Genomic DNA, 15,031 nt, shown 5'->3' on the forward strand with positions numbered 1-15,031 from the left:
CAGCCGCATGAGCGCGGTCAGCCCGGCCGCGCCGACGCGCCGCCGGCTGCCGCGCCCCGACGTCGCGGGGCGGGCCACGGGTCTGGTCACGGGGCTGGCCACGGGCCTCGGTGACCGCCTCGCCACGTCGCGTCGCTGGCAGTCCGTTCGCGGGCACGGCGAGCAGGCGTGGAGCCGTACGACTCCCGCGCGGCAGCGCGCCGCGGCGGTCGGCGCCTTCGTCACCCCGCTCGGCTGGGTCGCGCTCGCCGGCCTGGCGCTCACCCTGTGGGTGGGCCTCGACCGCTCCTGGACCGAGCTCACCGTCGCGGCCTCGGCCCTCGCCGTCGTGCTCCTCGCGGCGTTCGCGTGGGTGCTGGGCAAGACGGCGTACGACGTCGACATCGCACTCGACGACCAGCGGGTGCAGGTGGGCGCCGAGGCACTGGGTCGCCTGCTGATCCGCAACTGCGGCACGCGATCGCTGCTCCCGACCCGCATCGAGCTCCCTGTCGCCCGCGCGGTCGCGTCGTTCGACCTGCCCGCCCTCGGCAAGCAGGAGGAGCACGAGGAGTTCTTCGCCGTCCCGACCCGTCGACGCGGCGTGATCCCCGTCGGACCTGTGCTCTCCGTCCGCGCCGACCCGCTGCACCTGCTGCGCCGCGCCCAGCGCTGGACGGAGCAGGTGGAGCTCTTCGTCCACCCGCGCACCCTGGTCATCGACTCGGGCCACGCCGGTTTCCTCAAGGACGTCGAGGGCGTCACCACCCAGGACCTGTCGAGCTCGGACGTCTCCTTCCACGCCCTGCGCGACTACGTCCCGGGCGACGACCGGCGCGCCATCCACTGGAAGACGACGGCCCGCACCGGGCGCTTCATGGTGCGCGTCTTCGAGGAGACCCGCCGCTCCCACCTGCTGCTCCTGCTGTCGGTCCGCCCCGAGGACTACGCGAACCCTGAGGACTTCGAGATCGCGGTGTCGAGCGTCGCCTCGCTCGGTCTCCAGTGCCTGCGCGAGGACCGCGACCTCTCCGTGGTCACCCAGGCGGGACGCCTGCGGTTCCCGAGTGCGCGCGGGCTGCTCGACGAGCTCTCCCGCGTCGAGCTGGTGCCCGACTGCGCGCCGTTGCAGACCCTCGCCGAGGAGGGCGTCGCCCTCGTGCCCGGCGCCTCCGTCGTCGCCGTCGTCACCGGCTCCGCGACCGACGCCGCCGCGCTCCGTGCCGCCGACCGGGTCGCCCCCATGGACGCCTTCACATTCGCCGCGCGCTGCGCGGAGGGGCAGGAGGTCGCACGCCGGCGCATCGGGAGGCTCACGGTCCTCGACCTGTCCGCCCTGGACGACCTGCCCCGCGCGGTGAGGACGATGCGATGAGCACCGACAACCAGGGCCCGACCCGGCCCCAGCTCACCGAGCCCGGCACGACCCAGCTCACCCTCGGTCGGGGGCGCCGGGCGCTGCCGGTCCCGCAGGTCCTCGACGTCGTCGCGATGCTGGTCCTGCTCGCGACCGGGGTGGTCGCCTTCGGACCGGTGTTCGCCGACGCGTCGGGGTACGCCGCTGCCGGCGGGGGTGTGCTCCTCGGCACCGCGGTGGCCGCCATCGGCGCCTGGCGCCGGTGGTCCGTCTTCGCCGTCGCCGCCGCGACGCTGGGGGTGTTCGTCGCCTTCGGCGGTCCCCTCGCCCTGCCCAGCACGACCCTCGGTGGCGTCGTACCGACCCCGGAGACCGTCAACCGGCTCGTCGTGCTGACCTGGCAGGCGTGGCGCGACCTGCTCACCGTGAGCGTCCCGGCGTCCTCGTTCACCGGACCGGCGGTCGTGCCCTACCTCTCCGGCCTGGTGTGCGCGGTGCTTGCCGTGGGCCTCGCACTCCGGGCGCGTCGGCACCTGTGGGCCCTCGCGCCCGCGGTCATGCTGCTGGTGGTCGGGATCCTCTGGGGAACCAAGACCGCCCCGTCGGCGGCCGTGCAGGGCGCGGTCTTCTGCGTGACCGCGCTCGCGTGGGCGGGCTGGCGCACGGCGCTGCAGCAGCACCGCGACAACGCGCACCTCCTGACCAGCCGACGGACCAGCACCAGTGCGCAACGGCAGCGCATCGTCGCGGCTGCGGTCGTCCTGGCAGTCGCGGGTGGCTCCTCGGCGTTCCTCGGTGCCGGCATGGTGTCGGCGTCGGACCGCTACGTCCTGCGCGACGACGTCGTCCCCCCGCTCGACCTGCGCGACTACGCGAGCCCGCTGACGCGCTACCGATACTACGAGCGCGACCAGAAGGAGAAGACGCTCTTCACCATCACCGGCCTGCCCGAAGGCTCCCGCCTCCGGGTCGCGGCCATGGACGGCTACGACGGCCACGTCTTCAGCGTCGACGCCGCGAGCGCCCAGTTCCGTCGCGTCGGCAGTCGCATCGGCGTGACCACTCCCGATGGGGCGCGCACCCTCGGCGTCGAGGTCGGCGACTACGAAGGCGTGTGGGTCCCCGGCGGCGGAGACGTCGGCGGGGTGAGCTTCGAGGGATCCCGGGCCGAGTCGCTCGGCGCCGGGCTCTACTACAACGCCGACTCCGGCACGCTGCTGAGCACGGCCGGCCTCCAGGGAGGCGAGCGCTACACGGTGACGGTCGTCCCGGACGCGGCGCCGACCGACGAGGAGCTCGCGAAGGACTCCATCGTCACCGGCGCGGCTGAGGCCGACGTCGACGTTCCGGACGCGATCGCCGGGATCACGTCGGACTTCGCGGAGCCCGGCGAGAGCCAGATCGACCAGCTCCGCAAGCTGGAGTCGAGGTTCCGCGAGGTGGGGTTCTACTCCAACGACGACACGGTCTCGACGGCCGGCCACTTCGACGGGCGGCTCACCGCCCTGTTCAGCGGCGCCCGGATGATCGGCGACGACGAGCAGTACGCCACGTCGATGGCGCTGATGGTGCGACAGCTCGGCTACCCGGCCCGGGTGGTCCTCGGCTTCTACCCCGAGGAGAGCACGCCCGGAGAGCCGGTCGCCCTCACCGGCAACGACGCCCACGTGTGGGTCGAGGTCCCGTTCGAGAAGGCGGGCTGGGTCGCCTTCGACCCCACGCCGGACCGCGACAAGACGCCCGACACCAAGGTCCCGAAGCCGGACGAGGTCCCGCAGCCGCAGGTGCTCCCCCCGCCGGTGCCGCCGGAGGAGCCGGTGGACCCGCCCGAGGACCGGACCGACGACAGCTCGACCACGCAGAAGGACGAGAAGGGGATCGAGATCCCGCCCGGGGTCCGGGTCGCCGCGTACGTCGCGGGAGCCGGCGCGCTGCTGGCGTCACCGTTCGCCGCCATCGTCCTGCTCAAGCGTCGCCGTCGGGCGCGTCGTCGCCACGACGGCCGTACGGCCGACAGGATCTCCGGCGGCTGGGACGAGGTCGTCGACACCGCCGCCGACCTCGGCGTACGCACCCCTGCGCGCCTCACGCGTCAGGAGTCCGCTCGCGACTTCGCCGACACCTTCCCGACGGTCGGTCCCGTCGCCGTCGCCGAGCGGATGGACGCGCACGTGTTCGGCCGGGGCGAGCCGAGCCAGGCGGACGTCGACGAGATGTGGCGCCAGGTCAACGCGCTCCGGCACGGGATGTCCCGCTCCGTGCACCCCGTGCGACGGCTGCGTGCCGTCGTCTCACCCCGCTCCCTGCTGAGCAACCGACGCCCGAGGAGGACGACGTGACCACCCACCCCAGCGGCAGCCCCGCCACGATGGGCAGGCGCGTGACCGCGCGTGCCCTCGACATGTCGGTCAGCCTCGTGCTCCTGCTCGTCCTCAACGGCGTGACCGTGGCTGCCCTCCTGGGCGGCGGGGGGATGGAGGTGGCGGTCGTCGTCCTGGCCCTGACCGCCGTCTGGTCCGCCTTCGCGCTGTGGGCCGTGCTCGCACGGGCCGCGCTCCCGGGCCAGCTCATGCTGGGCCTGCACCACGTCGACGCCGTCACCGGGCAGCGGGCCGGCGGCCGGACGTTCCTGAAGTACCTCGTGCAGGGGTGCACCTTCGGCCTCGCGCTGCTGATCACCCCCCTGACCATCCAGTCGCCGAACCGCTCCTGGTTCGACCGGCTGACCGGCGTGATCCTGGTCGACGGCAAGGGGGCAGGCGTCGCACCGGCCGCCCCCCAGCAGGTCGCGGCCCCGCCCGCAGGATGGGAGGCCGAGGAGTCCCACCTGACGCAGGTGGGACTGCCCGCACCGGTGCCCGGTCCGTCCTCCGCACCGCAGCCGGGCGGCATGATCGAGGCGGTCCCCTTCGGTGCCGGTCAGGCGCTCACGAGCAGCGCCCCGCCGGCGGTCGAGCGGCCCGTCGGCCTGCCGGTGGCGCCGCCCGTCGCCCAGCCCGCGCCCGCCGTCGGCGCACCGCGCCCGGTCGTCGTGCTCGACGACGGGCAGCGCATCCCGGTCGACGGAACCGTCGTCCTCGGCCGCGACCCCCGCCCGAGCGCCGCGCTCGGCGAGGCCGCCCTGGTCGTGGTCGCCGACCAGTCCGTCTCGGCGAACCACCTCGCCGTCGGCCTCGGCCCGACCGGTCCCTGGGTCATGGACCTCCGCTCGACCAACGGATCGTCGGTCGAGCAGGACGGAGCGCCCGGGAGCCGCCTCGCACCCATGACGCGCGTCCCCGTGTCACCCGGTGCGGTCGTCACGCTCGGCAAGCGGCGGTTGACGGTGGTGGCCTCGTGAGCGCACTCCCGACCGCGGCGCCCCGGATGGTCGTACGCGCCGGCGCAGCCACCGACCAGGGGGTCCGTGACCGCAACGAGGACGCGTACGTCGTCGCCAGCCCGGTCTTCGCCGTGGCCGACGGCATGGGCGGCCACACGGGTGGGGCCGAGGCCTCGGCCCTGGTGGTGGAGGAGCTCGCTGCCCTCGGCCACGGCGAATGGCTCGGGGCAAGTGAGGTCCTGGCGGCGGTGGAGCGTGCCGCGCACCGGGTGGCCGGTCTCGCCGACGGACCGTCCGCCGCACCGGGCTCGACCCTGAGCGGGGTCGCGCTCGCGGAGCAGGACGGCATGCCCTGCTGGTTGGTCTTCAACGTGGGCGACTCCCGGACCTATCGCGTCCAGCACGGCCGCCTCGAGCAGGTGACGGTCGACCACACCCGGGTCCAGGAGATGGTCGAGTCCGGACGGATCACCGCCGACGAGGCCCGCACGCACGCGCAGCGCAACGTGATCACCCGCGCGATCGGCGCCGGGAGCGCCGGACCGACCCGGATGGACTGGTCCCTGCTGGTCGCGGGGGCGGACGACCGGCTGTTGATCTGCTCGGACGGTCTCACCGGAGAACTGAGCGAGCAGCTGATCGCCGCCTCGCTCCTCGGGATCGCCGATCCGCAGGCGGCGGCCGACGTGCTGGTCCGCGAGGCGGTCGAGGCCGGCGGGCACGACAACGTGACGGCCGTGGTCGTCGACGTGGTCGAGCTGCACGGCCCCCACCGGACGGACTCCGGTCACGGCACGCATCCGGATCTGGACGCGGTGACCGACAACGGTGGGGACACCCTGCCGGACGCGCTGGAGCCCGGTCAGGACGGTTGGTCGTGAGGCGGGTCGAGTGGTCGTCCGGACGACAGTACGCGCTCGTGCTGGGCGACGTGGTGCTCCTGGTGGGCGACGGCGTGCCTCGCGAGCAGCTCGTCGGGATCTGGGACCGCCTCACCGCGACCGAGGTCGCCGGTCTCGGGACGCTCCTGGAGATCCTCGCCGAGGTGACAGGAGCGGCGCTGTCGTCGCTGCCCGCCTTCGCGATGGCCGTCCTCGACGACAAGGGCCTGCACGTCGCGGCCCGGGGCGGCTGCCACGTACGGGTCGTTCACACCGACGGCACCGAGCTGGACCTGCGCGGCGAGGAGGTGTCGACCTGGCTCGAGCGCAACGTCGACGCCACGTCGGCGGCGTACGTCTCCCTGGGCGCGGGCGTCGTCGGCGAGAGCTGGCTGCCAGTGGTCGGCGGCGTCGTCCCTGCAGGGGCCGTACGCCTCCTGGTGGCGGAGGACGCCCTGCTCGACGAGCGCTGCGAGCCGTCCCGTCCGGCCGAGGCGGTGGAGGAGGTCCCGGTCGTAGTCCCGGCCGCGGCGCCGTCGGCCGAGACGCTGGCCGAGCCCGAGCCCGAGCCCGAGGTCGAGGTCGCGGCGGAGCCCCGGGGTGCGGAAGCGCCGCCGAGCCGCCTGGCCCACATGTACACGCCGCACACGGTGCTGCACGACATCGAGGACGCCGCGGTCCGCGCGGAGGAGGACGACGACATCGCCGGCCGCGACGAGCCGGTTGTGCCTGTGGTGCCTGTGGTGCCTGTCGAAGCGGTGGTGGTGGTGGAGCCTGTGGCGCCGGTGGAAGCGGTGCCGGCGGAGCCTCGGCCCGCGCCGTCCCCCGCGCTCCCCGCGAGCCCGAGTCCGGCGAGCCCCGCGCACACGGCGAGTCCGGGAGCGTTCATCTCCAGAGTGCCGTCGGCTGCACCGGCCCGACCCGCTGCCCCGGACCGGAGCAGCACTGCCGGGGCGGACGGGGAGCACCACGACGGCCACACCCTCCTCGAGGCTCCGGACAGCACGGAGATCGACGCCTACCTGGCATCGGGCGGCGAGGCGGCGGACGGACAGGAGACCGTCCTGGGCGTGCTGTGCCCGAACGGCCACGCGAACCCGACCCACCGCCCCGCCTGCCGCGTCTGCGGACTGCGCCTCGCGGGCGAGGGCGTCCGCATGCCCCGCCCCGGGCTGGGCTGGCTCGTCACGTCGGCCGGTGAGCAGATCGAGCTCGTGCAGAACGTCCTGGCCGGGCGGAACCCCCAGGCCTCGCGCATCCAGGGCCCTGTACTGCCCCGCCTCCTGCCGCTGCCGCACAGCCACGTCTCGGGCACGCACCTCGAGATCCGGCTGGAGGGATGGAGCGTGATGGTCGTCGACCTCGACTCCACCAACGGCACCTTCCTCCAGCGCCCGGGCCAGCCGACCGTACGGATCTCCCGGTCCCCGCAGCTGCTGACCTCCGACGACGTCGTCCAGCTCGGCCACGGCGTCGACCTGCGGTTCGAGGCCCTCCCGTGAGCCGCCGCGAGGCGGCCGCGCCTCCCGAGATCCCCGGCCTCCGGTTCATCGAGGTCCTCGGGGTCGGTGGGTTCGCCGACGTCCACCGCTACGAGCAGCTCGGCCGCACGGTCGCGGTGAAGGTGCTCACCGCCGACCTGACGCACAACTCGCAGCAGGCGTTCGAGGCCGAGGCCAACCAGATGGCGCGGCTGTCCAACCACCCCTCGATCGTCAGCATCTACCACGCGGGTGCGGCACCCGACGGCCGTTCGTACCTCGTGATGGAGGTCTGCCAGCCGCAGACCCTGGAGAGCCGGATCAGGACCCGTCCGCTGACGGTGGCGAAGGCGCTGGAGATCACCATCCAGATCGCCGGCGCGGTCGAGTCAGCGCACCGGATGGGCGTGCTGCATCGCGACATCAAGCCGGCCAACATCCTGTTCACCGAGTTCGGCCGGGCCGCCCTGACCGACTTCGGCATCTCGGTGTCCACCCAGGACGGCCAGCAGGGGGTGGGGGTCGGCGTCTCGCCGGCCTGGGCGCCGCCGGAGCAGGTCACCAAGGGCCAGCCGATGGTGCCCGCGAGCGACGTCTATTCCCTCGCCGCGACCTGTTGGGCGATGCTGGGCGGTCGCAGCCCGATGATCGTGCCCGGCGGTGACAACTCCAACCTGGCGCTCATGGCACGCGCCCGGAACGAGCCGGTGCCCCCGCTCCGGCGCGAGGACGTGCCCGAGCAGCTCGAGCGCGTGCTGGTCGCCGCCATGGCCAAGAGGGCCGATCAGCGCTTCGAGTCGGCGCTCGAGCTCGGCCGCGCCCTCCAGGCGATCCAGGTCGCCCTCCACCTGCCGATGACGCCGATCGAGGTCGGTGAGGACACCCAGGACGACCTGGTGGCAGACGACCTCGGGAGCGAGGAGGTCGGCTCCACGCGCATCTCGACCTTCAAGGTGATCGACCCCGAGGGCGTCACCCCTGCACCTCCCGCACCCGCAGCACCCACGGCAGCCCCTGCGTACGCCGCTCCGACGCCGGTGCTCGACCGTGCGCCGCGCGACTTCACCGGTCCGGCCATCCCAGCGCCGGAGGAGGACGCCACCGTCCTGGGTCACGAGTCGGACCCGGCCGCCGCGCCCGCCTCCCCGCCGGACGACCGGCACGAGCCGGCACCGCCCGCGACCCGGACGGCCCGGACGGCCGTGCTCGCGGTCGTCGGGCTGGTGCTCGTCGGAGGCGTGGTCGCCTGGCTGGTGCTGGGCGGCACCACCGAGGGCACCACCCAGGACTCGGAGCCGACCACGAGCAGTCGGCCCGCGGACGCCGTCGGCGAGTCGGTGCCGAGCCCGCGCGGTCTGGCACTCGTGCGCCGCGGCGACGAGGTGGTCGTGCGGTGGCGCAACCCTGCCCCGGAGGACGGCGACTCGTTCCTCTACCGCGTCGCCGACCCGTCCCAGCAGCGGCCGCTCGAGGGGCCGGTCGACTCCGGTCCTGTGACGGTCCCGGCCGAGCAGGGACGTACGTGCGTCGAGGTGATGCTGCGGCGCAGCAACGGCCAGACGTCCGCAGGAGCCACGGAGTGCACCAGGTGAGCACGCACGAGAGCACCCTCACGGTCGACTTCGCGGGCGAGGTCACGCGGCTGGAGCCGGGGGAGACCTTCACCATCGGACGCGACGGCGACCTGCGGTTGGACGACAATCCCTACCTCCACCGGAGCTTCCTGGTCGTCACCTTCCACGACGGGCTGTGGTGGGTGCACAACTCGGGCTCGCGCCTGGCCGCCGGCCTGACCGACGAGGCCGGCCTCATGCGGAGCACGCTGTCGCCCGGGGCGAGCCTGCCCGTCGTGTTCGGGCGCACCAGCCTGACCTTCGCAGCGGGCACGACCAGCTACGAGGTGCTGCTCGATTGCGCGCAGGAGTCCTACCGGCCCGTCGGGGGCGCCGTGCACGACGACGGCGAGACGACGATCGCACCGACGACCTTCACCGAGTCCCAGCTGCTGGTCGTGCTCGCCCTCGCGGAGCCGGTGCTCCGGCGGGTCGGATCCGGGTCCTCGAGCGTGCCGAGCGCGGTCGAGGCCGCCCGCCGGCTCGGGTGGGCGCAGACCCGGTTCACCCGCAAGCTCGACAACGTCTGCGACAAGCTCAGCCGCGCCGGCGTCAGCGGGCTCCACGGTGGTGGGGCCGGGGCCGCGGCCAACCGTCGCGTCCGCCTCGTCGAGTACGCCGTCTCGTCCCTCTTGGTCACGGCCGCGGACCTGCCGCTGCTGGACGCCACCCGTACGACAGCGCCAGGAGGCGTCTCGTGAAGCTCAAGCTCACCCTCCGCCAGCCGGGGTCGCAGTCGCCGGAGCGTCACCTGCTGGTCACGGCCGACGCGACCACCACGGCGGGCACGCTGGCCCAGACGCTGGCCGGCGCGAAGGAGTTCGAGGGCCACGTGCCCGGCGGCGAGCTGACGCTGCGTGCAGCGCTCGGCGCGGGTGAGGTCGTCCTGGACCCCGATGTCGCGCTCATCGACTCCGGACTGCGGTCAGGCGCGCGGGTCGAGCTCGCCTCGGCCGTCCACGGCGGCTCGGCGGGACCCGCGGCGGCCGTCCTCACCGTCACCGCCGGCCCCGACGCCGGGCTCCAGGTCAACCTGCCCACCGGGAGCGTGAGCGTGGGCCGGGCCGCCGGCTGCGACGTCCGGCTGACCGACACGATGGTGTCCAAGCACCACGCGCGCCTCAACATCGGCTCCCAGGTCGAGATCCTCGACGAGAACTCGGCCAACGGCGTCCTCGTCGGCGGCATCCGCGTCGCCCGCAGCGCCCTGGGGCACGGCGACGTGGCCCGGCTCGGCGCCACCGAGATAACGATCTCGGTCGACGCCGCGGGCCCGGCCTCCGGTGCCAGCACCGACATCGCCTTCACCCGCTCGCCCAGGGTCCTGCGGCGACCGCAGGAGCGGCAGCGCGAGCTCCCGCCCGCCCCCACTGAGCCGGATCCGGCCCACTTCCCGGTGCTGGCGCTCGTGGCACCGCTCGTCATGGGTGCCGCCCTGTTCGCCTTCACCCGCTCGGCCATCGCCGTGCTGTTCGTCGCGCTCAGCCCGTTGCTGATGATCGGCTCCTACCTCGACCAGCGCCGGCAGACCCGCAAGAAGCTCGCCGCGGTGCGGGCGGCGTACGCCGCCACCCTGGACCGGCTCGACGAGGAGATGGAGCAGGTCCGCACCGCCGACCGCGCCGCCCTGGAGGAGCTCCATCCCACCTTGGCGCGCTGCGTGGACGCGGCGGACCGCCGCACCGACGTCCTGTGGTCGCGGCGCCCCGAGCACCCGGAGTTCCTGTCGGTGCGACTCGGCACCGGTGACGTCGCGCCGTACGTCCGGTTCGACGACCGTGATCCCTCCGGCGAGGCCATCGCGGACCTGGTCGTGCGTGGCCAGGAGCTCCGGGCCAGGCACGCCGTCATCCCCGACGCCGCCGTGACCTGCCACCTCCCCGCCGTCGGGAACCTGGGCGTGTGTGGCGGCGGCGCCGCGACGCGCGGGGTCGCCGCGGGCGTCGTCGCCCAGCTCGCGATCCTGCACGCACCCTCCGAGGTGGTGGTGGCGGCGTTGGCGTCGCCCGGGTCGCGTACGGCCTGGGAGTGGCTGGAGTGGCTGCCCCACGCCAGCTCACCTCATAGTCCGCTGGCGGGCAGCCACCTGGCTGCGGACCCTGCGTCCGGTGCTGCGCTCCTCGACCGTCTCGAGCAGCTCGTCGACGCGCGGAGCGCACAGCGCACGGAGGACGCGCCCGGCCGCGGGCCGGTCGACGGCGAGCCGCTCGACCACCGCGCCCTGGTGCCCTCCGTCGTCGTCGTGGTCGACGAGCCGTCCACCGACCTGGCCCGGCTGACACGCCTGACCGAGCTCGGTCCGGACGTCGGGGTGCACGTCGTGTGGTGCGCGGCGCGGCGACAGGAGCTCCCGGCCAGCTGCCGCACCTTCGTCGACCTCTCCGACAGTGCGTCGCCACACGCCGGCATGGTCCGCAGGGGGACCAGCGTGACGCCGCTGCGCGTCGAGAGCATGGCCCGCGAGGACGCCGGGCACCTCGCCCGGATCCTGACGCCCGTCGTCGACGCGGGGACGCCGGTCGACGACGAGTCGGACCTGCCCCGGTCGGTCGCCGTGGTCTCGCTGCTCGGTCAGGAGGCCAGCGACGACGCCGCCGTGGTCGTCAATCGCTGGCGGGAGAACGGCTCGCTCACCGACCGCTCCGCCCCTCCCGAGCCGCGGGACCAGCCGGTCAGCCTGCGTGCACTCGTCGGCCACGCGGGAAGCGAGCCGTTCGCCCTCGACCTCAGGCTCCAGGGCCCTCACGCCCTGGTCGGCGGCACGACCGGCGCCGGCAAGAGCGAGTTCCTCCAGGCGTGGGTCCTCGGCCTCGCGCACGCCCTCAGCCCGGACCGCGTGACCTTCCTGTTCGTCGACTACAAGGGAGGCGCGGCGTTCGCGCAGTGCGTCGAGCTCCCGCACTGCGTCGGCCTGGTCACCGACCTGTCGCCACACCTCGTGCGCCGCGCGCTGCGCAGCCTCCGCGCCGAGCTGCACCGCCGCGAGCGTCTGCTGCGGAGCAAGCGAGCCAAGGACCTGATCGAGCTCGAGAAGACCGGCGACCCGGACTGCCCGCCGAGCCTGGTGATCGTCATCGACGAGTTCGCGGCGCTGAAGTCCGAGGTCCCTGAGTTCGTCGACGGGGTCATCGACATCGCGCAGCGCGGTCGCAGCCTGGGGCTGCACCTCATCATGGCCACGCAGCGGCCCGCCGGCGTGATCAGCGACAGCCTGCGCGCCAACACCAACCTGCGCGTGGCCCTGCGGATGGCCGACGAGGTCGACTCCGCCGACGTCCTGGACACGCCGATGGCCGCGCACTTCGACCCGTCTATCCCCGGGCGCGGTGCCGCCAAGACCGGCCCCGGCCGGGTCGCGACCTTCCAGTCCGGGTTCCCGGGCGCACGTACGCCGGCCGTGGTGCCGCCCGCGCAGGTGCTCGTGGAGGAGCTGGACTTCGGTCGGGGTCGGTCGTGGACCACCCCGAAGCCCACGGTCTCCCTGGACGGGCTCGACACCGACATCACCCGCCTCGTCCGCACCCTGCGCGAGGCGTGCCGCCAGGGAGCCGTGCCCACCCCACGCAAGCCGTGGCTGGACTCGCTGGCTCCGGTCTACGACCTGCTCAGCATGCGGCAGCGATCCGATGGCGAGCTGCTGCTCGGCGTGCTGGACGACCCCGACAACCAGCGCCAGGTCTACGAGTACTTCCGGCCGGACACGGAGGGCAACATCCTCTTCGTCGGCACCGGCGGGTGCGGCAAGACCACCGCCCTGCGCACCCTGGCAGTGGTCGCGGGCATCTCCCCGCGGGGTGGGGACTCGCACGTCTACGGGCTCGACTTCGCCGGTGGCGGTCTGCGCCTGATCGAGCCGATGCCCCATGTCGCGCCGATCGTCGCGGGCGAGGACGAGGAGCGCGTCGTACGCCTGCTCGAGCGGCTGGTCCGCGAGATCGACGACCGGTCGGACCGATACCGCGCCGCCAACGCGGCGACGCTCGCCGAGTACCGCGACCTCACCGGGCGGGTCGAGGAACCGCGCATCCTGCTGCTCATCGACGGCTTCGCACTCATGCGGGAGACGTACGAGGCCGCGAGTCGTCACCAGCGCACCTGGATGAACTTCCAGCGCGTGCTGGCGGACGGCAGGTCGGTCGGCGTGCACGTCGCGATGACCGCCGATCGGGAGGGCGCCGTCCCGATGGCGATCCAGGCGTCGTTCCAGCGGCGCATCGTGATGCGCCAACCGGACGAGGACAGCTACCTCGCGCTCAACGTCCCGCGCGACGTGCTCGGCCCCGACAGCCCGCCTGGGCGCAGCGTCCAGCCGGACAACCACCAGGAGCTCCAGCTGGCGATCCTGGGCAAGGAGGTCACCGTCGCCGCGCAGGCGCGTCTCATCGAGGAGATCGCGCCCGAGCTCGCCGAGCGGGTGCGCTCGCGACCCGCACCCGTGGAGGTGCTGCCCGAGCACATCCCCGAGGAGACGGTGCCGACGACCGTCGCGGGACGTCCTGTGGTCGGTGTCGCCTACGACGACCTCCAGCCGGTCGGGTTCGACCTCGCCACCGTCATGGTCCTCGCCGGCCCGCCCGGTTCGGGGCGCACGACCGCCGTCAGGTGGTTGGCCGAGTCCGTACGCCGCGGCTGCCCGCAGGTGCGGCGAGCGTTCCTCACTCCCCGCCGGACCGTCCTGGCGGTGCCGGGCGGGTGGGACTGGTCGGCCTCTGGCATCGACGAGGTGGCCGAGGTGATCGAGGAGCTGAGGCCGCTGGTCGAGGCCGACGGCTCGCTCGCACCGGTGATGGTCGTCATCGAGGCGATGCCCGAGCTCTTCGGGAGCGTGGCGGACCCGGGTCTCGAGGAGCTCGTCACCGCGGCCAGGCGCAACGGGCACCTCGTCGTGGCCGAGGGGGAGACCGCGTCCTGGAGCTCCTCCTACAGCGCGGCCGGCGACGCCGTGAAGGCGGCACGCACGGCGCTCCTGCTGCGACCGGACGGCAACGACGGCGACACCCTCGCCAAGACCTCCCTGCCCCACGTCAGGCAGGCCGACTTCGTCGTCGGCCGCGGCTACTGGGTCCGCGGCGGTGCCGTGACCCAGGTGCAGGTGCCCCACCCGGCCTGACCCCATGGGTCGGTCAACCCATCGACGCCCGCCCGGCGGGCGACCACGATTCCACCAACACCGAACACCACACACCAGAAGGAGAACCACCATGGCCGGCATGATCGGAATGAACGTCGAGGAAGTCCGGACGCTGTCGCGACAGCTCCAGCAGGCCTCGGAGCAGGTCAAGCAGCTCCAGTCCCAGCTGACCTCGAAGCTCAGCGGCACGACCTGGGTCGGCCAGGACCAGGCGCGCTTCAAGAGCGAGTGGGACGGCACCCACTCCACCAACCTCCGCAACGTCGCCGAGGCGCTGGCGCAGGCCTCGCAGGCCGCTCAGCAGAACGCCAACGAGCAGGAGCAGATCTCCCGCTGACGTCGTCGCCGGTGCGTGGTGGCTCGGGCCACGCACCGCGGGAGACCTGAGATCCGGAACTGAGGAGGACCCATGAGCCGCATGGTCGGAGCCGACCCCGATGCACTCGACCGTCTCGCCGCGGACTTCGACCGCAGCGCAGGCGCGCTCGAGTCGACCGTGGTCCGCGTACGCGCATCCGTCCACGCGAACCCGTGGGCCGGCGCGAAGGCCACCCGGTTCCGCCACGACTGGGACCAGCGCCACGGCCCGCTGTTGAAGCGGACCGCCGTGGCCCTGCGCGGCGCCGCCAAGCAGCTGCGGCTGCAGGCCCAGGAGCAGCGGCAGGCGAGCAGCGCGGGCGGGGGCGGCTTGGGTGGTGCGACCAGCGACGCCGCCAGGAGGGCCACAACTGGTGCGGGCTCGGCAGGGACGACGTTCGTGGACATCCTGGGCGCCGGAGGCAGCTGGTTCATGCGGGGATCCGAGGTCGTCGGCAACCTGGACAGCCTCCGTGAGACCGCCACCGGGCTGAAGCTCAACGTCTACGCGTCCTCTGTGTTGAAGGGGATCGGGCTCGGCTCGGCCCTGGCCGACCTCGCATCCGCTGTGCGGGATGGGGACCTGAGCGGTGGCATGAAGGCCACCGCGGATGGCGCGTTCACGTTCGCGAGCGCGCCGGTCTCACTTCTCTACAACGGACTGAAGGCTGAGATCGGCTTCTTCATACCGCTCGACGCGTCGTCGCAGGACGAACACTTCGAGTGGATGGCCGCCCAGGGCTACACGGCCGACCAGGTGGTCGACCGCTACGACGGGGTCGACGGATTCATCCAGCTGGGCAACGACAACGTCGAGCGCCGTGCACCGTGGATGAACGACGCAGCCGACGCGACGTTCGGTCGCGCGGGCGAATGGCTCTACAACCACGGCATCCGCCTGATCTAGGAG

At 73.5% G+C, this 15,031-nt stretch carries 10 protein-coding genes; all 10 read left to right on the top strand.

What is annotated here, in order from left to right:
- The first annotated feature begins 7 nt into the window (after positions 1 to 7).
- The 10 genes from AC57BS_RS23320 (at position 8) to AC57BS_RS23365 (ending at position 15,028) form a co-directional block, all read left to right on the top strand.
- The gene (locus AC57BS_RS23320) at positions 8 to 1,354 is read left to right on the top strand and encodes a DUF58 domain-containing protein (protein ID WP_496413825.1); all 1,347 of its coding nucleotides are present in this window, start codon (positions 8 to 10) and stop codon (positions 1,352 to 1,354) included.
- Complete coding sequence (locus tag AC57BS_RS23325; RefSeq protein ID WP_496413826.1) at positions 1,351 to 3,675, top strand: transglutaminase TgpA family protein; 2,325 nt, start codon at positions 1,351 to 1,353, stop codon at positions 3,673 to 3,675. Before AC57BS_RS23320 ends, AC57BS_RS23325 begins: the two co-directional genes overlap by 4 nt.
- Entirely contained in the window at positions 3,672 to 4,676 is a 1,005-nt protein-coding gene (locus AC57BS_RS23330) for an RDD family protein (protein ID WP_496413827.1), read from the top strand. Before AC57BS_RS23325 ends, AC57BS_RS23330 begins: the two co-directional genes overlap by 4 nt.
- Positions 4,673 to 5,539 carry a PP2C family protein-serine/threonine phosphatase gene (locus tag AC57BS_RS23335; protein ID WP_496413828.1) on the top strand — a complete coding sequence of 289 codons (867 nt, stop codon included), beginning with the start codon at positions 4,673 to 4,675 and terminating at the stop codon, positions 5,537 to 5,539. Before AC57BS_RS23330 ends, AC57BS_RS23335 begins: the two co-directional genes overlap by 4 nt.
- On the top strand, positions 5,536 to 7,041 hold the full coding sequence (locus tag AC57BS_RS23340; RefSeq protein ID WP_496413829.1) for an FHA domain-containing protein: 1,506 nt from the start codon (positions 5,536 to 5,538) through the stop codon (positions 7,039 to 7,041). Before AC57BS_RS23335 ends, AC57BS_RS23340 begins: the two co-directional genes overlap by 4 nt.
- The gene (locus AC57BS_RS23345) at positions 7,038 to 8,612 is read left to right on the top strand and encodes a serine/threonine-protein kinase (protein WP_496413830.1); all 1,575 of its coding nucleotides are present in this window, start codon (positions 7,038 to 7,040) and stop codon (positions 8,610 to 8,612) included. The genes AC57BS_RS23340 and AC57BS_RS23345 overlap by 4 nt, the downstream gene beginning before the upstream one ends.
- Positions 8,609 to 9,334, top strand: a complete 726-nt coding sequence (locus tag AC57BS_RS23350; protein WP_496413831.1) for an FHA domain-containing protein — start codon at positions 8,609 to 8,611, stop codon at positions 9,332 to 9,334. The genes AC57BS_RS23345 and AC57BS_RS23350 overlap by 4 nt, the downstream gene beginning before the upstream one ends.
- Positions 9,331 to 13,743 carry a type VII secretion EssC family protein gene (locus AC57BS_RS23355; RefSeq protein ID WP_496413832.1) on the top strand — a complete coding sequence of 1,471 codons (4,413 nt, stop codon included), beginning with the start codon at positions 9,331 to 9,333 and terminating at the stop codon, positions 13,741 to 13,743. The genes AC57BS_RS23350 and AC57BS_RS23355 overlap by 4 nt, the downstream gene beginning before the upstream one ends.
- A 91-nt stretch (positions 13,744 to 13,834) precedes the next feature.
- On the top strand, positions 13,835 to 14,101 hold the full coding sequence (locus tag AC57BS_RS23360) for a WXG100 family type VII secretion target (RefSeq protein WP_165356126.1): 267 nt from the start codon (positions 13,835 to 13,837) through the stop codon (positions 14,099 to 14,101).
- A 72-nt stretch (positions 14,102 to 14,173) separates the two neighbouring features.
- Complete coding sequence (locus AC57BS_RS23365; RefSeq protein ID WP_496413833.1) at positions 14,174 to 15,028, top strand: WXG100 family type VII secretion target; 855 nt, start codon at positions 14,174 to 14,176, stop codon at positions 15,026 to 15,028.
- The last annotated feature ends 3 nt before the right edge of the window (positions 15,029 to 15,031 follow it).

It is taken from the genome of Nocardioides sp. BGA-UO-ETr-FS32, from assembly GCF_059567905.1.

Excerpts from the sequence above, each read along its gene's own strand:
- AC57BS_RS23320 (WP_496413825.1), top strand. The coding sequence starts at position 8 with ATGAGCGCGGTCAGCCCGGCCGCGCCGACGCGCCGCCGGCTGCCGCGC.
- AC57BS_RS23325 (WP_496413826.1), top strand. The coding sequence starts at position 1,351 with ATGAGCACCGACAACCAGGGCCCGACCCGGCCCCAGCTCACCGAGCCC.
- AC57BS_RS23360 (WP_165356126.1), top strand. The coding sequence starts at position 13,835 with ATGGCCGGCATGATCGGAATGAACGTCGAGGAAGTCCGGACGCTGTCG.
- AC57BS_RS23365 (WP_496413833.1), top strand. The coding sequence starts at position 14,174 with ATGAGCCGCATGGTCGGAGCCGACCCCGATGCACTCGACCGTCTCGCC.